Source organism: Dehalococcoidales bacterium (assembly GCA_041652735.1).
Taxonomy (GTDB): Bacteria; Chloroflexota; Dehalococcoidia; order Dehalococcoidales; family RBG-16-60-22; genus RBG-13-51-18.
Genome location: JBAZGT010000013.1, coordinates 17,684 through 42,532 on the forward strand (window position 1 = coordinate 17,684; position 24,849 = coordinate 42,532).

Below are 24,849 nucleotides of genomic sequence, written 5' to 3' on the forward strand. Positions count from 1 at the left end.
TTTGTCCGAGCCTGTCGATGAGGGAATTAAGCACTTTGCTCATTCCCTCATCGAGTCATGCCCGGAAGAGTACAAAGTGCTCGGGCTGGCCGTCCGCGCGCCGCGCAAGAACGGCAACTCCCACACGGTATCGCTAAAGACCAACCGGCTGTTCCTGAACTACAGCCTGTGGGAACGAATCCGCCATTTCCAGCCCAGCGTTATCTGCTATCTGCCCTCCGCTTCAGCCACGCTGTTCAGCTTCTTGAGAAGCCGGATTCTGAAGCTCCAATACGTTCGCGCCAGGGTAGTCATGGTCTCACTGCAATCGCGCGAATACGGCTGGCTGGCACGGCACCTTATCCGCCTCTTTTCACCGGATACCGTGTTCGTGCAGAATGAGCAGGCGATGCAGCGGCTGGCGAGCCTGGGCTGCAATACCAGGCTGCTGCCGAGCGGCGTGGACCTGAAGAAATTCGTGCCGGCATCCGCCGCCAGAAAAGCGGAACTGAGGGCTAAATACGGACTCGACCCGAAAGCTTACACCATATTGCATGTCGGCCACCTGACCCAGGGCAGAAACGTGGAACTGATGATACGGGCGCGCCAGGAGCACAACGCCCAGGTCATACTAGTCAGCAGCGGTCTGCGTCACGAGGACAGAGACAAGCTTAACCGCGAGCTGAAGGAAAACGGCGTTATCGTCATGGACCGGTATATTCCGGAAATTGAAGAGATGTACCAGCTTTCCGATTGCTATCTCTTCCCCGTTTTTTCCAACCGCGCCTGCATCGGCGTGCCGCTTTCGGTACTGGAAGCCATGGCCTGCAATATCCCCGTCGTCTCGGTTAAGTACGGCACTTTGCCGAAGATGTTCGAGGCAGGCAACGGACTGGTTTTCGCCGATTCTCCGGACGAACTGATGGCCGGCCTAGCCAGGGTCAGAAACCTGGAAAACTGCCGCACCCGTGAAAAAGTCATTCCCTATTCATGGCAGGCAATAGCTAGATTCATACTCGAGCAAACCGCCAATGAGGTGAAAAACTAATGGAAAAAGGCATCCCGAACCTGACCGCCTTCGGCGCCCTGATGGTTGCCGGTCTGCCGCTGCCTGACAGCGCGACGCCGGACTACCGGGCGCTGCTGGGGTTTTACGAAAAGAACAAGTTCCCGCTGCTGGCGTTTAAAAACGGCCGGAACGGGCACGCTTTTCTGCATTCACCGGAATTCAAAGCTGCCCGTAATGGCAATTCCGCCAGGCTCAAGGCCCTCCGGTCGGAATACTTAATCGTCCGCGACCGGTGGGCCGAGCGGGGCATTCCCTGCATCACCCTGAAATCCGGCGGTTCATTTCTCCCTTTCCCCTATACCAGCGATAATCTGGATATCCTGATACACAAGGAAGATGAAAGCGCCGCCAGGGATATATTGCTGCAACTCGGCTACCTGGAGCTGAAAAACCTGGAAGAGCCGCAAAAATTTCTTTTCCGCAAGTTCCATGCCGGCACCACCGTTTCGGATATTCACCTGCATACCCGCATCGGCTGGGGCGTCGGTTTCATGAATGAGAATGACCTGTGGCGTAAAGCCATTGTATCACCGGATGATGCCGCGGTAACGATACCTTCTCCGGATGATACCATTTTAATTACGCTGGCTCACGCCTTTTATGAGAACAAGTGTTTACGCCTGGCGGACCTGATTAAAGTTTTCTCCGGATTCCAGGGCGTTTACGACTGGGATTATATTAAAAATACCGCCGCCCGCGCCGGGTGGCAGGACGGACTGTACTTTAGCCTGGGCCTCTGCGCCCACCTGGAGCAGAGCATCCTGGGCAAGACGGCCATCCCTCATTATGTTATTGAAGACTGCGAGTCTCATCTGGCCAAATCATCCTTCATTAACCGCTATTATCGCCAGCTCAAAAGCCGCACGCCGGTGCTGCCGTTTTACGTTTCTTTCATCTTCGGCAAACTAATATTTTACAAGAAAATCATGCAGGACCCGCGCTACAGCCTGAAGAAACGACTCTATGAAACTGCCCGGACCACTTTACGCGGCATCAGACTAAAAGCCCATATCCGGCCGCAGTCCCCGTTCCTGGTTACGTTCAGCGGACTGGACGGCTCCGGTAAGACGCAGCACGCCAAAATCCTGCAGTCCTGCCTGAACGCCTGCGGTCTTAAAACAGAGTATTACTGGAGCAGGTGCGGGACAGCCGGACTGACACGATTTTTCACCGGCCTGGCGAATAAAATTTTAGGCAAGAAAACGGCGCGGGGGGACTCCAAACCGGGGGCGGAAGGCCGCAGCGCCCGGCTCCAGAACCCCATATTCCGCTTCATCTGGACTTACCTGGCGGCCTTCGATATTATGATTGCCTACCTGCGGCACGTGAGACTGCCGCTGCTGCGCGGGAGAATCGTTATTTGTGACCGTTATGTGTACGACGCGGCGGCGGAGATGGAATCTTCCCTGGTTAAAGTCAACTGGCTGCACCGTTTGGCCCTTAAAATGATGCTGGCCGGCACGCCCAAACCTGACATCGCCTATTTCCTGGACGTCCCCGAGGCGGTCAGCACGCAACGCAAGGATGCCAGCACGGATATCGAATACCTGAGGCAGCTGCGCCGCAATTATCTGCGGCTGACGCAGCGCTATCACCTTGCGACCAAGGACACGGCGCGGGAGTTGGAAACCATCGCCGACGAGATAGTACTGGAAGTGGGCGCGCCTTATATGAAAATATACCCAACTTTTATCAATAGCCTATTTCTTTCTAACCCAAATCAGATAAACTTAAAATCCAGGAAAGTAAAATAATGAAGGTACTGGTAGTAACCAATATGTACCCCACCCCGGAAAAACCGGCCGCGGGTACGTTTGTCCAGGAGCAGGTGGAGTCCCTGAGGAGGGAATCCGTCGACGTGGACGTTTTCTGCGTGGACGGCAGTAAGAACAAGCTGGCCTATCTCTGGGGGCTGTTCCGGTTCTGGGGCAGGCTGCTGCGCAAGCGCTATGATATTATCCACGCTCATTACGTGTTTTCCGGGTTTATCGCCAGGGCGCAGTACCTCTACCCGGTAGTGCTGACGCACCACGGGCTGGAGGTATTCATGACCTGGCAGCGTTTCCCTTCCCGCTTCATCACCCCCCTCGTCGACCAGGTAATACTGGTGTCCGAGGAGCAGAAGCGCAAGCTGGGCTGCCAGACCGCCGAGATTATCCCCTGCGGCATCAACCTGGATTTCTTTAAGCCGGTGCCCCGGGAAGAAGCCCGGCAGAAACTTAATTTACCCATGGATAAAAAACTGGTGCTCTGGGTGGGCAACCACCGCCGACCGGAAAAAAGGTATGACATCGTGGAGAAAGCGATTGCGCTGGCCAAAGCCAAAGACCCCTCCGTGGAGCTGGTGCTGGTGGACGGAAAGCCCCATGACGTAGTGCCCCTTTACATGAGCGCCGGGGACGCCGTCCTGCTGGTATCCGACGCCGAGGGTTCCCCCATGGTCATCCACGAAGCCATGGCCTGTAACCTGCCCATCGTGTCCGTGCCGGTGGGAGACGTGCCGGAGGTAATCGGCGGCACGGAAGGCTGCTATCTTTGCACCCAGGACCCGGCGGACGTGGCGGACAAACTCGCCCTGGCACTGCAATTCACGGGGCGCACCAGCGGCCGCGAGAACATTAAATACATGGAGGAAGGGCATACCGCCCGGCGCATCCTTAACCTTTACCGGAAAGTGCTCCAGCAACGGAACAGGACCGCCCTGGAGTCCATGGTCCCGGACAAGGCGGGGAAAAGCTTATGAAGCGTATCCTTATCATTCGCCATAAAAATTATCCCACGGCCGTGCCCACCCGCCGCAACGCGGAAACGCTGGCGGCTAACGGCTATGCCGTGGACATCGTTTGCCTTAGAGACAAAGGCGAGCAAAGACGTGAAAACGTCCGCGGCGTGAACGTTTACCGGCTGCCGGTAATGCACAAACGGCAAGGCTTCCGCCGCTATATATTTGAATACTGCGCTTTCTTCTTCCTGGCTTTCTGGCAAGTAACCTGGCTTTCCCTGATTAAGAAATACCGGGTGATACAGATAGATAATATGCCGGATTTCCTGGTCTTCACCGCCCTGTTCTCCAAACTGAGAGGGACGAAGGTCATCCTCCAAATTCTTGACCATACGCCGGAAGTCTTTATCGACGGCTTCAAAGCCTCCCCGAAGCACCCGGCCGTGCGGGTAATGCGCCTGCTGGAGAAAGCCAGCATATGGTTCGCCAATCACGTATTGGTCACGCAGAGCACCAGCAAAGATATGCTGGTGAGCCGTGGCGTGCCGGAAGCCAAAATTTCCGTGGTGCTTAACGTACCGGATGAAAACGTGTTCAAGTCCGTCCCGCCCTCCTCCAACGGCAACGGGCACTTCCGGCTGATGACCCACGCCAGAATCGTTGACCGGTACGGGCTGGATACCCTGATAAACACGGTGCCCTTGCTCAAGGGTGAGATTCCCAACCTGGAAGTCAAAATCGTAGGCGACGGCGAAGGGCTGCCCCGCCTTAAGGAGTTGACCGACAAGCTGGGCGTGAATGATTATGTGAAGTTTACCGGGTGGGTCAACGCGGACGAGATTCCGGGCCATATCGCCCAGGCGGATGTCTGCCTGGTGGTTATCCCCGCCGGCGCCAACCCGGCCATGCCCAATAAACTATTTGAATATTCGGCTTTAGGGAAACCTTCCGTGGTAACTTCCATCCCGTCGATTAAACCTTATTATGATGACAACGCCGTAGCCTATTACAACGCCGGTGATACCGCCGACCTCGCGCGATGCATTATCGAGCTTTATAAAGACCCGGACCGGAGGGCGGCTATGGCCGCTTCCAGTTCAGCGGTTTACCAGAAATACCGGTGGGGCAACATGAAACACGAATACCTCAACGCCATTGAAAGGCTAATAAACAGGGGGGCGGTAAGATGAACGCTACATTTGCAGTCAACAGCTATGAAGCCAAGCGGATTCCCACGCCAAGGGTGGCCATCTATATAATTGTCGGCATAATCATATCGCTGCTATTGTCCGTGGCCCTCGACCTGCCGATTACGCTCGGCCTGATACTGGGAGCACAACTAACGCTACTGTCCCTGGTTATATACCGCAGAGTGTTCCTGGTAGCAGCCCTGCTGGTGGGACAGCTCACGGTAAGCAACTACATGATATACGTAGCAGGCACGCCAATCAGTGTCCGCTTTTTGTGGACGATAATAGCCGTCGTTTTCCTGTTTTTCATCCACTTCAGGGAGAGAAAAACAATCCTGGGGAAAAGGGGCTGGAAAGTACTGACGCCGGCCTTGCTGCTGGTAGTCTGCGCCATCATTTCCAACCTTATCAACACGAACATGGACTATACCCTCCAGTACCTGCGCACGGCAGCCACATCACTGGTCATCATCCTGCTGATACCGGCTGTGATTGAAGAAGAAAGGGATGTCAAAATACTGGGGCTGACGGCTTTGATAACCTGCAGCATATCGGCTGTTTTTGCCATATTGCAGCATTTTCATATCGGCCTGCTGCCGATTTCCCTAACTATCTTCGGCAGCAACAATTTTGCCGGCACGAGGGCTATCGGGCTAAATGACAGCCCGGTCGACCTCTCGTTTACCCTGCCCTTAATTCTGCTGCCGGCTATTGCTTTGTTCTTTTTCAAGGGAATCAACGACCGTTACAGAGTATTGCTGGTGCTGGCTATAGTGGCGATGGCGGCGGCCGAGTACTTTTCCTACACCCGTTCCGGCATGTATGCCATGGGCGCCGGCCTTATCGCTCTGCCTCTGTTCATGAAATCCAAAATGAGAACGCAGATATTTTTAGCCGCCCTGGTACTGATAGCAGGTTTTATAATCTATACCGACATGAAAAATAACCGCTATACTGGCGGCGTTACCAATGAAAGCAGCGCCGCCGGCCGTCTGGTGCTCTGGCAAGCCGGCGCTAAGATTGCCATGTCCTCGCCGGTATTAGGCATAGGAGGACAGGCATTCAAGGAGGCCGCCCAGGAGTACATATCCAGCGTTAGCTACAACCCCAGCGTGGTACAGGCGGAGGAGGTACTGGGGGTAGAACAGCCCCATAATGATTTCCTCCGTACCTGGGTTTCTTACGGGACGGTAGCCTTGATAGCCCTTGTCTGGCTGCTAATCATGATTTTCCGGAACTTCCTGATATCCTACCGCTTCCTGACCACGCGGTTGGGCAAGGGAATAGCGCTGGGCTGTTTTGCCGCTTTCGTGGCATACGCGGTCAACGCTTTTACCCATAATGTCATCGATGAGGTGGCGCTGATCTGGATGTTCGCCGGCCTCTCCATTGCTTTATGCAAGATTGCTGCCAACCAGAAAAAGCAAAAACCGCAGCAGCTTAAGGCATCGGAATGATTAACGGACGGGTTACCGTAATGTTCCCCATCAACCAGCTGGGCGTAGGCGGCGCCGAGCAGCAGCTGATGGAGCTGGTCAAAGGGATAGATAAAAACCGGTTCGAGCCTATCGTGGTATCGCTTTACCCCGGCGGCGCCCTGGAACCGGAAATCAAAGCCATGCCCGGGGTGGAGCTTATCTGCCTGAACCGGAAGGGTAAGTATGATTTCCTTATCCTGTTCAAAATTTACCGCCTGCTGCGGCAAAAAAAGGTACAGATAATACAGCCCTTCCTGACCCCGGCCAGTTTCTTCGGGATGGTACCGTCGCTGACGAACCGCCGCCTGGTAAAAATAGTCACCGAACGGTGCGGCGTGCGGGTAAACCCCCGGCTGGGGAGCTCGCTCTACCGCAAGGCGGAGGACTTTTTTACCCGCTTCGCGGACTGGGTGGTACCCAACAGCAAGGCCGGGGAAGACTATGTTGTCAAAAGAGGCATCAGTCCCGCCAGCGTCAAGGTGATTTATAACGGCATCAACCTGGACCGCCTAAAGCCCAACCCGGACGCGGTGGCCAAGATTAAACAGCAGCTAAAGCTGCCGGAGGGCGGCAAGATTGTCGGCATTACCGCCAGTCTCACGCCCGCCAAGGACCACCAGACCTTTCTCCAGGCGGCGAAAATCGTGTCCCTCATCTCACCGGATACCAGGTTTGCCGTGCTGGGCGACGGGCCGCTAAGGCCGGAACTGGAAAAGACGGCTCAAGAGCTGGGCATCGACTCCGTGGTCACCTTTTTCGGCAACCAGCGTGACGTAGGCTCTTATATATCGTCCTATGATATCGCCTGCCTGACCTCGTTCGACCACGAGGGCTGCTCCAACGCGACCCTGGAAGCCATGGCCCTGGGCAAGCCGGTAGCGGTGACGGACGTGGGCGGTAACCGGGAAGTGGTGGAGAACGGCGTCACCGGCCTGCTCTCCCCGCCGAAAAACCCGGACGTTTTAGCCCATAACATCGTCACGTATCTCAAGCAGCCGGAGCTGGCACAGCGCATCGGGCAGGCAGCCAGGCAAAGGGTAATGGCGCAATTCGGCATCCCCCGGATGGTGCAGGAATACCAGGACCTGTTCGAGGCCGCTCTCCGGCAGAAAGAATCCAGTCGTAAAAAACGCTAGAGATAGGGGCTTTCCCCGTTTCCCTGGTTATACCGGATTCTAACGAATTAAAAACTATTATCTAACACACTTAAGCTAATATTCAGGTATAGCCGGAATATATATAGAACCGAATTTCCTTAGCTCCGGCTTGATACATGTCCAACTGAATAGCTAAAAAGGTGGCAATTATTACGGAGAATCGACTGCCGGAATTCAGAAATAGAGGACAGCTATGTGCGGAATAATCGGATTCGCCGGTAATGAACCGGCCTCGCCTATCGTACTTCAGGGGCTTATCAAACTGGAATACCGCGGCTATGACTCGGCCGGGGTGGCCAGTATCTATAACGGCCACCTGCTGGTGCAGAAAGACATCGGCCGCATCGTGGATATAGACCGGCGGCTGGGACTGAAAGACCTGCCCGGGAACGTGGCCATCGCCCACACGCGCTGGGCTACCCACGGCGGCGTCACCCGGAAAAACGCCCACCCCCATATAGACTGCGCCGGGAGTATTGCGGTAGTGCATAACGGCATCGTGGAAAACTACGTGGAGCTGCGGCGGGGGCTGGAGGAAAAGGGGCACACCTTTGCCTCGGAAACGGATACCGAGGTCATCCCCCACATTATCGAGGAATGTCTGAAGGAAAACATCACCCTGGAGCAGACCGTCCTGGCGACCGTCCGGCAAATCAAAGGCTCTTACGCCATCATGGTAATCTCGGAAAAAGAGCCGGATAAAATCATCGCCACCCGGAAAGACAACCCCCTGGTTATCGGCACCGGGGAGCGGGGCACCTTCGCCACCAGCGATATGTTTTCGCTGACGGGCTGTACCGGGGTAATCTATCCGGAAAACGGAGACCTGGCGGTGCTGACCAGCCGCGGCGTGGAATTTTTTGACGGGAACGGGCAGCCGGTGACCAGGACCGCCACCCCGCTTAATACCACCGAACAATGCTACGATAAAGGCGACTACGAGCATTTCATGCTCAAAGAGATCATGGCGGAACCGGAGGCCATCCTGACCGCCATCAACCAGGACGAGCGGTCTTTCACCCAGATGGCCATGGATATCCTGAGGGCCAGGCAGGTGGTCATTTCCGCCTGCGGGACATCACGTTACGCCGGACTGGTGGGACGCTACCTCTTCTCCGGCATCGCCAACAAGTTCTGCGACGTGGTGATGGCGTCCGAGTTCCAGTACTTTTCCGAGTCCATTGATAAAAACACCCTGGTTATCGCCGTATCACAGAGCGGTGAGACCGCGGACGTTATCGAAGGGGTCAAACGCTCCAAAGACAACGGCGCCAGGGTTATCTCCATCGTCAACCGGCCGAACTCCATGCTCTGCCGCATGAGCGACGACGTTATCTACCTCAACTGCGGCCCGGAGATTGCCGTGGCCGCCACCAAGTCGTTGACCAGCCAGCTGGCTATTTTTTACCTCCTGTCCTACTCCATGATAAACCAGTTCAGCCAGGGCGTCGCCCACTTGAAGAACGTAGCCAATGAGGTATCCAAGGTGCTCAGCTGGAACGGCGCCAAGCTGGAAAAACTGTCCGAGCAATTCAAGGACGCCCGTGATTTTTACTACATCGCCCGGGGCGTCAACTTCCCCATAGCGTCGGAGGCGGCGTTGAAGCTCAAAGAAATTTCCTACATTCACGCCGAGGGGCTACCGGCCGGCGAGCTTAAGCACGGCACGCTGGCGCTTATCGAGGACCGGACGCCGGTGGTTGCCATCTGCCCGAATGACAACACCTTCCACGAGACGCTGGACAACGGCATCGAGGCTAAAGCCAGGGGCGCCTACATCATCGGCGTATCGGACATTATCGACCCGCTGTATGATTTCTGGATTGAAATACCCAAGGTGGAAAGCCTGTTTTACCCGCTGGTATCCATCGCGCCGCTGCACTTGCTGGCCTACTACCTGGCTTTAAAGCGCGGTGAAGACCCGGACAAGCCCCGGAATTTAGCTAAATCGGTCACGGTAAAATGAAGAAAGTACTGGTCACGGGCGGCGCCGGCTTTATCGGCTCCCATCTTTCCCGGGAGCTGCGCGAGCGGGGATACAGGGTCACTATCCTCGACGACCTTTCCACGGGGAAAAAGGAAAACATCCGGGGACTGCTGGACAACGCCGGTGACGTTCAATTTGTCCAGGACAGCATTTTAAATTCGGTGCTGCTTTTAAAGCTGATGGCGGGGGTAGATTATGTTTTCCACCTGGCGGCCGTCGCCAGTGTGCCTGCCAGCATCCGCGACCCGCTGGCTTCTCACGCGGTCAACCTGACCGGCACTTTGAACGTGCTCCAGGCCGCCGTAACCAGCCGGGTCAGGAAAGTAGTGCTTTTCTCCTCGGCGGCGGTCTACGGCGATACCCCCGTCATGCCTCAACGTGAGGATATGCTGCCCATGCCCCTGTCACCCTACGCCGTGACCAAGCTGGCCGGAGAATATTACTGCGACGTCTTTAAAAAGGCATACCGGCTGGACACCGTCAGCCTGAGATTTTTCAACGTTTACGGCCCGAGGCAGGACCCCAATTCCCAGTACGCCGCCGCCATTCCCAAGTTCATTACCAAGGTACTGAGCGGCCAGGCGCCGGTAATTTTCGGGGACGGCGGGCAGACCAGGGACTTCATCTTTGTCCGCGATGCGGCGGCCGCGGCCATACTGGCCGCCGAAAGCGATGCCGCCGGCGTCTATAACGTGGGCATGGGGCAGACGGTAACCGTGAACGAACTGGTGCGTCTCATCCTGGATATCAACGGTAAAAAACTGGAGCCAATCTATCAGGCCGCCCGCCCCGGTGATATCCTGCACAGTCGGGCGGACACTTCACGTCTGAGGGCGCTGGGTTTCCAGCCCGGGTTCAACCTGGAGAAGGGACTCCGGGAGACCGTCGATTTTTTCTCCGGTATTCCGGCCGGCTCACCAACAACACCTGAGGCGCGATGAGGACGCTGTACGGCACCACCGCTGCCACTGGATAACCTGATATGAAAGCACTCAGGATAACAGCCTTCACCCTGGTTATTCTCATCGCGGCGGCCGGCGCGGCTCTGATTATTTTCAACATCCTGGACTTCAGTATCGAGTCGACCAGAATGCACCCGCCGGCTACTTTGGTCTACGCGCTGCCCATAGCGGCGGCGGCCCTCGCCGCGGCATTCGCGGCCGCCATAGCTTTTGCCGCCACCGGTTCCCAACAGGTATTGTGGCTGGGCTGCGGGGCATTAGCCCTAGGACTGGGCTACCTGATAGGGGGCTGGAGCGCCGATAACGTAAACACGGGCATCGCCATCAGAGACAGCACCGGCTTTATCACTGCTTTACTGTTTTTGGTCGGGGCGAGCTTAAGCCTGAACCAACGGCAGGCAGTTGCGCCCAACCGCCCGGCCAGGCTAAGTACCGCTCTCTGGTGCTACCTGGGCGTAGCGGCCTGCCTGGCGGTAATAGCCGTACTGGTCTTAAAAGAGGTACTGCCGCCGTTTCATATCATCGAACAGGGCGCCACGGCGCTGAAAAACAATATTCAGATGCTGAGCGTTGTCTTCGCCGCGGCGGCCGCAATTTTTTCCCTTAGAATATACTGGATATCGCGGCAGGGCTTCGCTTACTGGCATTTCCTGGGACTGGGGCTGTTCCTGTTGGCCCTGTTCTACGGGTCCCAAAGCACGGTGGACAGCGTGCTCTCCTGGCTGGGAAGGATTACCATGTTCCTGTCCGGGCTATATTTCTTTGTGGCCGCTATCGTGCTGAGACGCGAATCATTGAAAAGTAGTGAGTAACTTTCAGGCGGCTTCCGGCGTATTCCGGCATTTCTGCCGTAAAATCAGAATCAAAGCCAGGGATACCAGGCTGGACATCCCCCCGGCAATGAAAGCCCACCGGTAGCTCTGCGCGGCGACATATATTTTACCCGCCCCCCACGACCCCGCCGCCCCGCCTACTGTAATCACAAACGTGTTCAGCCCCACCAGTGTGGCCATGGACTTGGTACCCCAGTACTTGCCCACGAACAGCGGCACCTGCGGTATCTCGCCGCCGTAAGGGAATCCGAAGATGACGGCGAAAAGGTAAAACGACCATACCGGTTTGGCGAAAATCAGGAAAACAAAAGACGCCGCCAGGAATATCCGCGTGAAAATCAGGGTGTTGAATATCCCGGCCCTGTCCGCCCCCACCCCCGTTATGAGCCGCCCGGCAATGCTCACCGCCCCGATGACGCTGATAAAGGTAGCCGCCAGCATCGGACTGATTTGCGCGTCCGTGGCGTAGCTGACCAGGTGCACCATCACTATCTGGATGCTCAGGAAGAACAGCATCAGGGCGGCCATGAACAGTATCATCCGGGGGTCCTTGAGCACCTGTTTAATGGGCACTTCACCGGCGGCGGCGCTAGAAAGGCCGCTGGCATTGGGCCCCGCTGGCGCACTGTCCGGCGACTTTAACGGCTGCGGGGCGGGGCGCAAAAGGAAAGACGACCCTATCATTACCACGCCGGCGGCGATGCCGCAGATGAGAAAAGTCTGTGACCAGTCCACGGCGTCGATTAGCCGCTCGGTGCCGGGGACTATCAATAGCGTGCCCAGGCCGGAGCCGGTGGACACGATGCCCAAAGCCAGTCCCCTGTTTTTAGTGAACCAGCGGGCGACCATCGCCGTGCCAATTCCGAAGGTGCCGCTGAGCCCCACCGCCATGATAAAACCGTAGGTTATGTAAAATTGCCACAGCTCCTTGACCTGGCTGGAAAGCGCCAGCCCCAGCCCCAGCATAAAGCCGCAGACCGCCATTATCCTGGTTGCGCCGTATTTATCCGCCAGCCACCCCACCCCCACCGATACGATACCCCGGACGATAAAGGAAATGGAATAGACGGCGGACAGCGTGGCCCGGTCCCACTTGAAATACTCTTCCAGGGGCTTGAAGAACACCCCGTAGCTGTACATGAGACCATAGGTTACGGCTATCATCACCGTACAGGCGCCGACGATAACCCAGCCGTAGGAAAAGCGGCGGCGCTCCGGAAGCGCGTTCTCTAGAGGCAACCAGTCTGACATCGGCTACAGGACTCCATTCCCGGCTTTACGGCCGCCGGCATAATTCTACCACCAGCGGCTGCCGGAATACTAAAATGATGCCGAATTGAGTGCTACTTAACGCCCGGTGGCTTTTGATGTATAATAAGCCTGATTAACGGCCGGAAAGATAAAAATGACAAGCCCTAAAGTAACGGTAGCCATGCCCGCCTACAACGAGGACAGGTTTATCGGCTCCATGGTAATCAAAGCCAGGAAGTACGCCGATAAGATAATCGTCCTGGATGACGGCAGCACTGACGGCACCGCGGACGTCGCCGGGGCGGCCGGGGCTTACGTCGTCAGGCATACGGAGAACCGGGGCAAAGGCGTGGCCATCCAGAGCATTATCAGCGAGGCCAAGAAGGACATGCCGGATGTCCTTATCGTCCTGGACGCGGACGGCCAGCATAACCCGGACGAGATACCGCGGCTGGTACAGGCGGTACTGGACGGCGCGGACATGGTCATCGGCTCCCGTAAACTCGTTAAAAAGAGCATCCCCTCCTACCGCCGCGTCGGGCAGAACATCCTGCTCTTTTCCACCCGTTTCCTGACCAGGAACAAGATTACCGACTCCGAGTCCGGGTTCAGGGCTTTTTCGCGGAAAGCTATCGCCGAGCTGGAGCTGAACCAGAAAGGCTTCGCCGTGGAGTCGGAAATGATCGCCGTCGCCGAGGAGAAAAACCTTAAAATCGCCGAGGTGCCCATTACCGTGCAGTACCGGGGCGACGGCTCCACGCTGCATCCGGTCAGGCACGGCGTGGGCGTGCTGGCGCAAATAGTGAATATGATTTCAGAGAGGAAGCCCCTTTTCTTCTTCGGCATCCTGGGTAGCCTGCTGACCATGGGCGGTCTGGTGGCCGGCATCAGAACGGTGCAAATTTTCACCGTCACTTACCGGCTGCCGGTGGGCACGGTCATGCTTTCCGTCCTCTTTTTCATCATCGGCGTGCTCTGCCTTTTCACCGGCGTCATTCTCCACGCGCTGGCCCACCGTAAATAGCCCCAGGCAGCGATAGCCCCACCCCCCTGCTGCCATTTTCATTTTTCCAGCTTGATATTTCCGCTATCCAGCCACTATTATAGAAAAAAGGACTTTCATGTTTTACGGACTGCTTGGCTTTATCGTCTTCATGGCATTAATCCTGGCCCTCTGGGAAATACAGATAGAAGGCAAGGACGGCTGGGCCGCCAACTCGCCGGGGTGGCGCATTGAGAAGGGGTGGCTGGTCAAGGTAATGGGCGGGCGTCCGCTTACCGGCTATCACCTTTACATGACTATTTTCATCATAGCGCTGGTGCACCTGCCGCTTTTCTTCCTCCCCTGGAGCTGGCGGGTGGAATCGCTGCTGCTCGGCTTTTACTCCGGGATGGTCTTGATAGAAGATTTCCTGTGGTTTGTCTTTAACCCGCATTACGGAATCAAAAACTTCCGCCGGGGGAAAATCTGGTGGCACAAGACATGGTGGGGGCCGGTACCGTCTTTATACTGGATTCTCACAGTTGTGGCCGCAGTACTGCTGTACTTCGGCAAGCCGGCTATATAGTCGGAGAGCCGCCCCTTTTCCCTCATCTCTCATCCCTCATCCTTTGCCCTGCGCCTGGGGCTGCTGAACGTTGCGGGGCTGGGGGAGGCTTCCTCCGGCTGCTCCTGCGGCATCTCGAACGTGTATTCCACGGAGTCGCACACTTCCTTATAGCCTATTTTCATGTAAATGGAGTTGGAGGTGGGATTGGCCAGGTCCGTATAAAGCGTGCAGAACTACTTGCCGCTTTGCAGGATGTTCCGGGAAAGCTCGGCCACGCAGGAGGTGGCATATCCTTTGCCCCTCAGCTCCGGCGGAGTATATACCCCACTCACCGTCATCCCTTCATCGGTTGGTCTTGTTTTGAGCGCCATGGAAACAGGCTTCCCATCCTCCCAAAAGAAAACCCAGCCGCGTTCGATTACCGGGGTAACATCCGTTTCCGGCACATTCTTGTCCGGGCCAAAACAATCTATGTTAAAAGCATGATGCCATCTTGCTACCAGATTCTTTTCTGCCATGGTTGCCGGGCGGAACCGCCCCGGCGATACAGGAACATTATTCACTTTGTCCAGCCGATAAACGCGTTGGGCTGTTTTATCTTTTATAGTTACTCCATGCTTCTCGCACCAGAGATCGGCAAATGCATCTCCAAGCTCTTTATCGCCCACCACCCCCGGTATAGTTGTGAATTGGGCAGCAACGGCTAACATCAGTTTCTCCGCAATAACCTGCGGGTCGCCGGAAAAACGGGCAACTATCAAATTATAAGGCGGTGTCCTCATAGCTACAGCGTAAATATCATTTTCCTTGCCAATAGAGCAAAACCAGGGGGCTTGCCCGGCGTATTGGTAGGGGTTGACGACCACGGCCTTCGCAATCCCCAGGACAAGCCCGTAACGGGCTTCGTCTACAGCCAGGAATTCACCCGCATGTTTTATAAACTCCGATGCATCCCGATAATACTTTACGTCCACTTTTCCCTTCTCCTGACAATATGCCCGGTGTTTATGGGCATATATTAATAAAAAACTCATTATAAACCATAAACCACGCCGTGTGAAGCGGCAAATCACTGATTTACCAGGATAATGTTATCAATTTTGGTATCATGTCACAGCGCCAGTGAAATCGCTGATTATTACGCATTCCAACAATATGTCAACCATTTTTACTTGAATATTTACGCATTACAAATTATAATGAGGTCGTTACAGGTATATTCATTAATACTCAAAGAAATTACCATGAAAGCAACTGCGGTTAAAACCGAACACAGCTATGAGGAAAAATGCACCGCCGGTGTTAATGCCAGCGGGCTCAACTACCGCGTTGCCCTTAACGTGGCGGCCTCCGTCCTCATCATGTGCTGCGCCGGCTCCGTGTATGCCTGGAGTATCTTCGTCGCACCACTACAAAGCACCTACGGACTTTCCACCGGGCAAACCCAGCTTATTTTCGGTTTCATTATCGCCAGTTTTTCCATTACCATGCTATTCGTCGACCGCATACAGCTAAAGCTGGGACTAAGAATAACGGCCTGTATCGGGGCGGTTCTTTTCAGCGCCGGCTACCTGCTCGCGTCTTTTTCCGGCGGCAGTGTCTTTATTATTCTGCTAGGCATCAGCGTTCTCTCCGGGGCGGGTATGGGGTTCGGCTACGTTACAGTGCTGACCAACCTGGTCAAGTGGTTACCCGGCCACAAAGGACTGGCTACCGGCATCGCGGTGGCCGGCTTCGGAAGCGGGGCCATCCTGCTCTCCCAAATAGTGCAGCCCATCCTGAACCACGGCATGGCCGTTAACGATATCTTCCGGGCCATCGGCATAATATACGGCGTCATTTTTCTGGCCGGCGCCCTGCTTATATCCGCACCTCTTACAACGACTAAAACGGAGTACGAAAAGCCCGCCAGCGTCAGGACATTTGCCAAAGACCGGCATTTCTGGGTACTTTTTTACACTTTTTTTGCCGGCTCCTTTGCCGGCCTGATGCTCATCGGCAATTTGAAGGCCATCGGCCTGACCTACGGCATCAGCGAAAGGTCGGCGGGGCTGGCTATCGTTGTCCTATCAATGGGCAACGCCGCCGGCCGAATTCTCTGGGGCCAGGTCTATGATAAAATCGGCGGCAAACGCGCGGTAGCCGCGGCACTGGCGCTTACCTCCGTTTTCACGCTGATACTGGTCACCAGGATTCCCGGCGATATCGCTTTCCTCGCGCTCTGCCTCGTTTTCGGTCTGTGCTACGGGGCGAACTTCGTCCTCTACGCTTCAGACGTGTCAAATATCTACGGCATCCAGCAACTCGGCGTCATTTATCCCTTTGTCTCCATCGCTTACGGCATTTCCGGCATTGCCGGGCCGCTGGCCGGCGGGTTTATCTTCGATGCCACCAAACACTACTCGCTCCCCATCATCCTTTCCGCCGTCATCTGTATCTCCGGACTGGCGGTATACACCATGCTGATGGGCAAAACGGCGCGTCCCCAATAATAAACTAAATCCCCGAACTTTTCTTCTCACCAACGCTGACGTATAATGCGAAAAACGGCTATAAAATAATACCGGCTGACAGGAGGAGATGCATGGCCACACTGGAAGAACTGCAAAAAAGAATACAGCGCCTGGAAGACATCAAGCAGATAGAAAACCTACAGCGGATTTACGGCTATTACCGCGACTACGAGGAGTGGGAAAAGGTGGTGGACCTCTTCAGCGACAACGCCGAGTCCGTAGAGGAATGTGATTACGGTGTTTATAAAGGCAAGGCCGGCGTGAAGCGTTATTACATCGACCTGCTCAAGGGCGGCAAAGACGCCAAGCCGAGAATCGGTTATATGTCCATCGGCATGCAGATACAGGGCGTGGTCACGGTGGACCCGGACGGTCAGACCGCCAAAGGCCGCTGGTACGGCTTTTTCGTGGAAGCCCGGTCAACGCTAACCCTGCATGAAGGAGAACTGCGGCAGCTCTGGGCTCACGGCATTTATGAGAACGAGTACGTCAAAGAAAACGGCAAATGGCTGATTAAAAAGCTCTATTTCTTCCTCAATTTCCGCACCCCTTACGAAGATGGCTGGCTGAAAACACCGGTGGTGGGGCACAGCGGACCCAGCCGGGATGTACCCCCGGACGCCCCGCCCACCCTATGGCGACCCTACCCCGCCGGCGCCCATCTGCCGGTGCATTTCAAACACCCGGTAACCGGTAAATAGGAGAGAGGTTTTAATCATGGACCTGGCAGAACTGGAAAAACAGGTAACCCTCCAGGAAGACATACAGGCGATAGAAAACCTCCAGAAAATATACGGCTATTACTTCGATACAGCCATGTACCAGGAGGTAATCGACCTGTTTTCAGAAAATACGGAGTCGGTGGAGATTACCGACCATGGCGTGTTCCGGGGCAAGAAGGCGGTACGTAAGATGTACGGCGGCATGGTGGGCATGCCGCGGCCGGGCTGGATGTTCTTCGAGGTTATGCAGTCGCAGGGCGTTATCGAAGTCGCTCCGGACGGCAAAACCGCCAAAGGCCGCTGGTACACCCCGTCGTTCGAGTGCCGGCCCTTCGGCGGCACCAAAAAGCAGACCTGGCAGTTCGGCGTTTATGACAACGAATACGTTAAAGAGGACGGCAAGTGGCTCTTCAAGAAACTGCACTGGAACCTCACTTATTGGACATCCTTCGAGCGCGGTTTTCTGAAAGTCCCCAAACTTTCCGATACCCCATTCCCCGACGCCGATGCCCCGGCGACAGCTTACCATCCCTACCCCTCCGGCTATCACGTTCCCTATCCATTCAGGCACCCGGTGACCGGAGAATAATCATTGAGGTGAAAATATGAATCTGGAAGAACTGGAAAAACAGGTACAGCTCCAGGAGGATATCCAAGAGATAGAGCAACTACAAATGATATACGGCTATTACTTCGATAACAGCATGTGGGCGGAAATCCTAGACTTGTTCTCCGAGGAGAACACCGAGTCCGTAGAAATAGCCGACCACGGCCTTTTCAAAGGCAAGAAAGGCGTGCGGCGTATCTACTGGGACATGTTCGCCGGGGGCGGGCAACCGCGGATGTCCCCGGGTTGGATGCAGTTTATCGTCATGCAACTGGGCGGAGTTACCAGCGTATCACCGGACGGTAAAGCGGCGCTCGGGCGCTGGGATACATGGCTTTTCGAGGCCAAACCTTACGGCGGCTATAACCGCCAGGAGTGGCTGCACGGCTATTACGAGAACAAGTACATCAAGGAAAACGGCAAATGGCTGTTCAGCAAGCTGTACTGGAACAACACCTTCTGCTCGCCGGTGGAGGAGGGGTGGCTGAACCTGCCGGAGATGGGCTGGATGCCCCTCCCCGACGCCGATGCCCCGCCCACCGCTTTCCATCCCTATCCCGACCACCGTAATAACGTCCCCTATCATTACCATCATCCCATCACCGGAAAATAAACTTACCACGACCTTACGGTCGGGGTATTAACCGTTACGAGCTACGCTCGGTGGCTTCGCCTCGGCTACATCCCACGACCACGATGGTCGGGGTATTCGGGAAAGGGCGATATATAAAGCTATAAGCGGTCAACTATTAATTGTAAACCGGATATAACTGGCCGCCGCTATGGCCGCCGTAGCCACCCGTAATACCGTGTCCCCCAATGATACAGATACAAAGCCATTGTCCAGCGCCAGCGCTACTTCTTCCGGGGTAAAATCCCCCTCCGGCCCTATCAGCACGATGATATTCCGGGGCAGGGAGGCGGCAAAAAAGTCTTTAAGCGGGCGACGCTCGCCGGTAAGGTGGGGTATCAGCTTTAGGTTGTATTCCTGCGAGTTCAGGACGACATCCCCGAAAGCGGTCAACGGTTCAATTACCGTTATTTTGCTTTGCCGGCTCTGTTGGGCGGCGCTTTGCGCTATTTTCCGCCAGCGCTTCAGGCGGGCTGCCGCCGCGGCGGCGTCCGGTTTAACCTCTACCCGCTCCGTCAGCATGGGGACAATGCGCGTCACGCCAAGCTGCGTCAGGTGGTCGATTGCCTCATCAAAACGGCTGCCCTTGGGAACGGCGCAGGCCAACGTAAGCATTACATGAGGCGTCGGCGCCGGCCTCTTTTGTACAACCTGCATGATTGCCTGTTTTTTATCAATAGACGTAATCACCCCGGCATAGTCGTTACCGGCAACATCGGAAAGCAACACGGCACTGCCGGTCTTCAAACGCAACACGTCCCTCAGGTGGTGCAGTTGGGCGGGGTCGGTCAGTAAGGCAGTATCCCCGGAAACGCTATCGATAAAAAAACGGTGCATCGGCGTAAAGGGCTATTCCCCATCCCCGGTCAATAGAGGCGATACCGCGGTTATGCCCAGCTCCTGTAACGCCCCTTTGTAAAGCGTCATCAGGCTGGCGCGCAACTGCTTACGCTGTTCTTCAGAAAGCATTTCCATGAAACGGCGGATAATTTCCTGGCCCATCATCTTCCGGCAGACTTGCCGGCCCTTCGCGGTAATGGCAATCCTGACCATATTACCCTTTTCCATGTCCTTTTTCTTGGTGACCAGGCCGTTCTTGTGCATCCGGTTAACAAGCTCGGAGACCGTGTGCGGCTCCAGGAAAAGGTGCCGCGACAGCACCGCCGGCGTTGCCTGCCCGTCCAGCGCCCAGACCGATACCAGCGCCGCCGCCTGATTGGGGGGAAGGTACAGGCCGACCTTCTTGTGCCTCGCCTTGGATATCGCCGACCTGGTTTCGGAAAGGAGCAGCCACAAACTATAATCGCTATCGTAAATCGGCTTTATGACGGTGTTCCTGTTATCCGGCATTAAGTTCTCTTTTCGTGATACCTGCTTATAATTCAGATAATAGCCCTAACGATTAGCGCCGTCAACTGACAGTTAGGACGGCACCACAGAACTTTATTGACAACCTCAAAATCCAATGGCATAATGGGAAATAATCGTATCACGATGTTACTATTTTATCCCCCTGTTTTTACCGAGAAAGGAGACGGCGGATGGCTTTAAAAGGACTTGAACAAATCGTCAGCGCCGATAGTATCAACGACCGTCCCACAGCCCTGGCGGAATTCTCCGGCGATTTCTCTTTTACCCCCAGCGTTAAGCCCATAGGCGTGGTCCGGCCAGCCGACGCGGCGGAGGTGCAGGCAATCGTTAAATGGGCGAACGAGACCCACACCCCCCTTATCCCCGTAAGCTCGGGGGCACCCCGCTTTCGCGGGGATACCGTTCCCGGCACGGATGGAGCCGTGGTTATCGACCTATCCAGGATGAAGAAAATCATCCGTATCGACACCAGGAACAAGCTGGCGATGGTGCAGCCCGGCGTAACTTATACCGAATTACAGCCGGAACTGGCTAAAGTCGGCCTTACCGCTTACATGCCCCTCTCCCCCCGGCAAAACAAGTCCGTCATCGGCAGCGTGCTGGAGCGAGAGCCGATAATTATGCCCGCCCACCACTGGGACAGCACCGACCCCCTTCTCTGCGCGGAGGTGGTCTTCGGGACCGGGGACATATTCCGCACCGGCGAGGCCTCCGGCCCGGACACCGTCGAGGAACAATGGGAAGTGGGCAGGGTGCAGATGAACCCGTTCGGGCACAGCCACGTGGACTTTCAGCGGCTTATTTCCGGCGCACAGGGCACGATAGGCATCGTTACCTGGGCGACAGTGAAATGCTGCTACCTTTCCCGGGAAAGCCGGGCGTTTTTCGTGGCGGCGGACAAATTGGAGCCGCTGGCCGACCTTATTTACCAGCCCTTGAAGTTCCGGCTGGGTGGCAAGCTCTTTATTTTGAACAATTTGAATTTAGCCTGCCTGCTGGGCAAGAACGCACCAGAGATTCAAAAGCTGGCGAAAGACCTGCCGCCGTGGGCGCTTTTTATCAGCTTCGAAGGCTACGGCGTACTGCCGGCGGATAAAATCGCCTACGAGGAAGCCGATTTCACCGCCATGGCCAAGTCTGCGCACCTCAACCCCTTAACGGAACTACCCGGCGTCAAAGCTAAAGGTTTGAACGCTTTATTATCTCAACCTTCCCCCGAACCGTACTGGAAAACCAGGCTTAAGGGGAACGCAGCGGAGGTGTTTTTCCTCACCACCCTGGACAAGACGCCGAGTTTTACCGCCGCGATAGCCGGCCTTGCCCGCGAGCACAATTATCCGACGGAGAACATCGGCGTTTACGTGCAGCCCATCGTGCAGGGCACGAGCTGCCATTGCGAGTTCGATTTCTATTACGACCCGGCCAATAGCGGGGAAACGGAAACCGTGAAGAAGCTGATTGGCCTGGCCGCGGAAAAGATAGGCGACCTGGGCGGGTTTTTCTCCCGTCCCTACAACACGCTGAAAGATACCGCCTACCGCCACGCCGCGGGCACACTGGCAATGCAGAAAAAAGTCAAGGCAATTTTCGACCCCAATAACGTGCTTAATCCCGGAAAACTGGGGTTTTAGGAAAGTAAACAGTAGAGAGTTAACAGTTTACAGGGAGGGGAAAAGGGGTGGGGACTGACAACTGTAGACTGAAAGCTGACAACTACCATTGGAGGTTATCATGGCCTGGCAGGATTACGTACATGACATGCAGCGGTGCACGCGATGCTCCTACTGCAAGTGGATACCCTACCGCTACATGCAAAATACGGACTTCATCCAGGGCTGCCCTTCCATCTCCCGCTACCTGTGGCACGCTTACTCCGCCAGCGGCAAGTTCAACATGGCCTATTCCCTGCTCCAGGAACGCATCGAAATAGACGAGAGTTTCCTGGAGGTGCTCTACAAGTGCCAGATGGACGGCAGCTGCGATATCTCCTGCAAAGTCCAGCAGGACCTAGAGCCCTTACAGCTGATGCAGGAGCTCCGCATCAAGTGCGTCGAGGAAGGGCAACTTGTCCCCGCCCACATGATGGTCATCGAGGGGCTGCGCAAAGAAGATAACATGATGCAGTCGAAGAAAACGGACCGCGCCAGGTGGGCGGAGGGGCTGAACGTCAAAAACCTCACCGAGGAAAAGGGCGAGGTGGTCTTTCACGCCGGCTGCCGCTATTCCTTCGACCAGGAGCTGTGGCCGATAGCCCGGGGCGGGCTGGAACTGCTCCAGAAAGCAGGAGTAGACGTGGGCATCATGGGCATTGATGAAGCCTGCTGCGGCGGGCGTGCTTACGAGCTGGGCTACGCCGGGGAACTTACCAAGTACGCCGAGCACCAGATGGAAGCTTTCCGCACCGCCGGGGTCAAAACGCTGGTAACGCCCTGCGCGGACTGCTACGCCGCTTTCAGCGTGCTCTATGACAAGATAGGCAAGAAGATGGGCATAGAGGTGCTCCATTTGGTGCAATACCTCGACCGGCTCATTAAAACCGGACAACTCAAGCTAACCAAAAAGGTGCCGCTGACCGTCACCTACCACGACCCCTGCCACCTGGGCCGGCTGGGAGAGCCCTGGGTACACTGGCAGGGCAAGGAGACCAAGGTGATGGGGCAGATGATTGTCCACGACCCGCCCAAGAAGTTCCGGCGCGGCGCCGGCGGTATTTACGAGCCGCCGCGGGATATATTAAAAAGCATCCCCGGGCTGAACTTCGTGGAGATGTACCGGATACGCGAATATGCCTGGTGCTGCGGGGCGGGGGGCGGCGTGATAGACGCTTACCCGGACTTCGCCGCCTGGACGGGCAACGAAAGGCTCAAGGAGGCCGGGGCGGTGGGGGCGGAAGCTATCATCAGCGCCTGCGGCTGGTGCAAGCGCAGTTTCCTGGATGCCGCCGCGGAGTCCGGCGACAAGACCAAGGTTTACGATATTGTTGAGCTGTTGCAGATGGCTGTTTAAACGGAGGAAAGAAACAAGATATACCGATTACATGCGGCATCCCGTATGAGGAAAGGAATCGGGACAATAACCAAACAAGCTCCAATCAACAAATCTCAAATTACCAACATTTGGTTATCGGTTATTCAGCAGGAGGCTTAAAATGAAGCTGACAAACGAAGAATATCAAGCCCTGGAGGCCGTGGTCGGGCCGGAGTACATCAACCAGGACCCGGTCATCATGGACACCTATAACCAGGTCTGGGGCAACAAGTTCTTCTTCGATGAAAAACACTCCGTCCGTCCGGCGGCAGTGCTTTTACCCGCTTCCACGGAAGAAGTGGCGGCGGCGGTCAAGGTCTGCAATAAATACGGCATCCTGTTCAAAGCCTTTTCCTCCGGCTTCGAGTATTTATCCCTTTCACTGGTACATTCCAAGGGTATACTCTTCGACCTGCGGCGGATGAACCGCATCCTGGAAATAGACGAGAAAAATATGCGGGCGGTGGTGGAGCCTTACGTGTCCGTGTATAAACTCCAACTGGAGGCGGCCAAGAAGGGCCTGTACACCGGGCGTATAGGGGTGGGGTACAGCGCCGGCGTGATTGCGGCCGAGTGCTGCCATCACGGCTGCCAGCATACCATGGTGTTTACCAGCGGCTACGGCCGCAACACTCTGGGCGTAGAATGGGTGCTGCCCACCGGCGAAGTGCTGGAACTGGGCACCGGCGAGACAGGCAGCGACCTGTTTTCCGCCGACGGCCCCGGCTTCAGCCTGCGGGGCATACTGCGCGGGCGGACGGGGGCAAACGGGGGACACGGGGTGGTCACCAAGGCGAGCATCAAGCTTTACCCCTGGTACGGCCCGCCGGCATGGCAGCAGAAAAAGCAGCCCGGCCAGCCGCTTTCCTGGGGGCAACTGGATGCCGTACCGGACGGGTATAAAGTCTTCGTACCCACTTTTGCCGACCTGGACAATACCCTGAGCGCCTCCGAGGACCTGTGCCGCGCCGAAATTCTCTGCGCTTTCGGCATCGGCATTATAGGAACTTCACCCTTCTCCGAAGGGAATGATGAAGAATGGGCCGCCATGAAGGCGATGGTGGCTAATATCGACCCCGCGGGCGGGTTTTCCATGGCTAACTCCGTGGTGGCGGTCATCGGCGGTCAGTCCGCCGGCGAGCTGGCCTATAAAGAAAAATGCCTGCGGGCAATCACTGAAAAATGGGGCGGACGGTTCGCCCCCGCCGCCAACGAGCCCCGTGGCCTGGCCCGCGCTTTCGCCGATATCATGTGGTCGAACGGGGTGAACCTGCGCGCCACCGGCGACTTTCTCCCCTCCTCCTCCAGCCCGGACGGCTCGCCGGCCATGCTTAAAGACCTGGCGCTGAAAGAGGGCGAGGTCAAGAAACGCTACGAGCAGGCCGGGTCTTTCCTGGCGATGGGCTCCGGCACGCGGATGGTATCCTGGCGGCCGGAAGAGAACCTGTCCATCGGGGCACAGGGTATTTCCACCGCCCAGTACGACCCCTACGACCCTGTTTCACTCAAGGCCGCCCGCGACTTTATCGATGAGCTTTTCGACCCGCGCAGCGCTTTCCACCATTTCGGCGTACCGTCACGGGGAGGCTGCCTCCAGATAGAGCCGGTCACCCACATCCACCAGAACTGGGGGCCGCTTTACGATAACTACGATAAATGGGTACAGCAGATAAAGAAAATGCTCGACCCCAATACCGTGGGCGACTGGACGGCTTACATCCCGCCGGAGTACCCGGAATACGCCAAGGACGGCGAGTACGTGCTGCCGTCTTACGGCAAGGACGAGCAACTATAGAGGCT

22 protein-coding genes are annotated in these 24,849 nt (G+C 56.1%); 18 read left to right on the plus strand and 4 right to left on the minus strand.

Annotated features, from left to right (window positions below; translation table 11 throughout):
- The first annotated feature begins 1 nt into the window (after window position 1).
- The 9 genes from WC370_06065 to WC370_06105 all read left to right on the plus strand — a co-directional run bounded on the left by WC370_06065 (window position 2) and on the right by WC370_06105 (window position 11,356).
- Window positions 2-1,027 carry a glycosyltransferase family 4 protein gene (locus tag WC370_06065; GenBank protein ID MFA5309035.1) on the plus strand — a complete coding sequence of 342 codons (1,026 nt, stop codon included), beginning with the start codon at window positions 2-4 and terminating at the stop codon, window positions 1,025-1,027.
- Complete coding sequence (locus WC370_06070; GenBank protein MFA5309036.1) at window positions 1,027-2,802, plus strand: nucleotidyltransferase family protein; 1,776 nt, start codon at window positions 1,027-1,029, stop codon at window positions 2,800-2,802. The genes WC370_06065 and WC370_06070 overlap by 1 nt, the downstream gene beginning before the upstream one ends.
- Window positions 2,802-3,791: a glycosyltransferase family 4 protein gene (locus tag WC370_06075; protein ID MFA5309037.1), complete on the plus strand. Its 990-nt coding sequence runs from the start codon at window positions 2,802-2,804 to the stop codon at window positions 3,789-3,791. Before WC370_06070 ends, WC370_06075 begins: the two co-directional genes overlap by 1 nt.
- Entirely contained in the window at window positions 3,788-4,960 is a 1,173-nt protein-coding gene (locus WC370_06080; protein ID MFA5309038.1) for a glycosyltransferase family 4 protein, read from the plus strand. The genes WC370_06075 and WC370_06080 overlap by 4 nt, the downstream gene beginning before the upstream one ends.
- Entirely contained in the window at window positions 4,957-6,417 is a 1,461-nt protein-coding gene (locus WC370_06085) for an O-antigen ligase family protein (GenBank protein ID MFA5309039.1), read from the plus strand. Before WC370_06080 ends, WC370_06085 begins: the two co-directional genes overlap by 4 nt.
- Complete coding sequence (locus WC370_06090; GenBank protein MFA5309040.1) at window positions 6,414-7,574, plus strand: glycosyltransferase; 1,161 nt, start codon at window positions 6,414-6,416, stop codon at window positions 7,572-7,574. Before WC370_06085 ends, WC370_06090 begins: the two co-directional genes overlap by 4 nt.
- A gap of 214 nt (window positions 7,575-7,788) precedes the next feature.
- Window positions 7,789-9,561 carry a glutamine--fructose-6-phosphate transaminase (isomerizing) gene (gene glmS, locus WC370_06095; protein MFA5309041.1) on the plus strand — a complete coding sequence of 591 codons (1,773 nt, stop codon included), beginning with the start codon at window positions 7,789-7,791 and terminating at the stop codon, window positions 9,559-9,561.
- A complete protein-coding gene (locus tag WC370_06100; protein MFA5309042.1) occupies window positions 9,558-10,523 on the plus strand; it encodes an SDR family oxidoreductase in 966 nt (321 codons plus the stop codon). Before glmS ends, WC370_06100 begins: the two co-directional genes overlap by 4 nt.
- Before the next feature lie 41 nt (window positions 10,524-10,564).
- On the plus strand, window positions 10,565-11,356 hold the full coding sequence (locus WC370_06105; protein ID MFA5309043.1) for a hypothetical protein: 792 nt from the start codon (window positions 10,565-10,567) through the stop codon (window positions 11,354-11,356).
- Between the two features lie 3 nt (window positions 11,357-11,359).
- On the opposite strand, the gene WC370_06110 is transcribed toward WC370_06105, so the two are convergent.
- Entirely contained in the window at window positions 11,360-12,628 is a 1,269-nt protein-coding gene (locus WC370_06110; protein ID MFA5309044.1) for an MFS transporter, read from the minus strand.
- A gap of 154 nt (window positions 12,629-12,782) precedes the next feature.
- On the opposite strand from WC370_06110, the gene WC370_06115 reads away from it, so the two are divergent.
- Both WC370_06115 and WC370_06120 read left to right on the plus strand, forming a co-directional pair.
- Window positions 12,783-13,652 carry a glycosyltransferase family 2 protein gene (locus WC370_06115; protein ID MFA5309045.1) on the plus strand — a complete coding sequence of 290 codons (870 nt, stop codon included), beginning with the start codon at window positions 12,783-12,785 and terminating at the stop codon, window positions 13,650-13,652.
- Window positions 13,653-13,749: 97 nt separating this feature from the next.
- Window positions 13,750-14,196: a hypothetical protein gene (locus WC370_06120; protein ID MFA5309046.1), complete on the plus strand. Its 447-nt coding sequence runs from the start codon at window positions 13,750-13,752 to the stop codon at window positions 14,194-14,196.
- A gap of 215 nt (window positions 14,197-14,411) precedes the next feature.
- On the opposite strand, the gene WC370_06125 is transcribed toward WC370_06120, so the two are convergent.
- Complete coding sequence (locus tag WC370_06125; GenBank protein ID MFA5309047.1) at window positions 14,412-15,152, minus strand: hypothetical protein; 741 nt, start codon at window positions 15,150-15,152, stop codon at window positions 14,412-14,414.
- A gap of 270 nt (window positions 15,153-15,422) precedes the next feature.
- Here WC370_06125 and WC370_06130 point away from each other — a divergent pair, with 270 nt between their 5' ends.
- From WC370_06130 to WC370_06145, 4 genes are all read left to right on the plus strand, one after another.
- The gene (locus tag WC370_06130) at window positions 15,423-16,670 is read left to right on the plus strand and encodes an MFS transporter (GenBank protein MFA5309048.1); all 1,248 of its coding nucleotides are present in this window, start codon (window positions 15,423-15,425) and stop codon (window positions 16,668-16,670) included.
- Between the two features lie 92 nt (window positions 16,671-16,762).
- The gene (locus WC370_06135) at window positions 16,763-17,392 is read left to right on the plus strand and encodes a nuclear transport factor 2 family protein (GenBank protein MFA5309049.1); all 630 of its coding nucleotides are present in this window, start codon (window positions 16,763-16,765) and stop codon (window positions 17,390-17,392) included.
- Window positions 17,393-17,408: 16 nt separating this feature from the next.
- Complete coding sequence (locus WC370_06140; protein MFA5309050.1) at window positions 17,409-18,002, plus strand: nuclear transport factor 2 family protein; 594 nt, start codon at window positions 17,409-17,411, stop codon at window positions 18,000-18,002.
- Between the two features lie 16 nt (window positions 18,003-18,018).
- The gene (locus tag WC370_06145) at window positions 18,019-18,633 is read left to right on the plus strand and encodes a nuclear transport factor 2 family protein (GenBank protein MFA5309051.1); all 615 of its coding nucleotides are present in this window, start codon (window positions 18,019-18,021) and stop codon (window positions 18,631-18,633) included.
- Window positions 18,634-18,762: 129 nt separating this feature from the next.
- Here the strand turns inward: WC370_06145 and WC370_06150 are convergent, their stop codons facing one another.
- Both WC370_06150 and WC370_06155 read right to left on the minus strand, forming a co-directional pair.
- Complete coding sequence (locus tag WC370_06150; protein MFA5309052.1) at window positions 18,763-19,488, minus strand: RsmE family RNA methyltransferase; 726 nt, start codon at window positions 19,486-19,488, stop codon at window positions 18,763-18,765.
- 12 nt (window positions 19,489-19,500) lie between these two features.
- On the minus strand, window positions 19,501-20,001 hold the full coding sequence (locus tag WC370_06155; protein ID MFA5309053.1) for a MarR family winged helix-turn-helix transcriptional regulator: 501 nt from the start codon (window positions 19,999-20,001) through the stop codon (window positions 19,501-19,503).
- Window positions 20,002-20,192: 191 nt separating this feature from the next.
- Between WC370_06155 and WC370_06160 the strand changes: the two genes are divergently transcribed.
- The 3 genes from WC370_06160 (at window position 20,193) to WC370_06170 (ending at window position 24,844) form a co-directional block, all read left to right on the plus strand.
- Window positions 20,193-21,653 carry an FAD-binding oxidoreductase gene (locus WC370_06160; protein MFA5309054.1) on the plus strand — a complete coding sequence of 487 codons (1,461 nt, stop codon included), beginning with the start codon at window positions 20,193-20,195 and terminating at the stop codon, window positions 21,651-21,653.
- A gap of 100 nt (window positions 21,654-21,753) precedes the next feature.
- Entirely contained in the window at window positions 21,754-23,028 is a 1,275-nt protein-coding gene (locus WC370_06165; GenBank protein MFA5309055.1) for a (Fe-S)-binding protein, read from the plus strand.
- Between the two features lie 142 nt (window positions 23,029-23,170).
- On the plus strand, window positions 23,171-24,844 hold the full coding sequence (locus tag WC370_06170; protein ID MFA5309056.1) for an FAD-binding oxidoreductase: 1,674 nt from the start codon (window positions 23,171-23,173) through the stop codon (window positions 24,842-24,844).
- Window positions 24,845-24,849 lie beyond the last annotated feature (5 nt).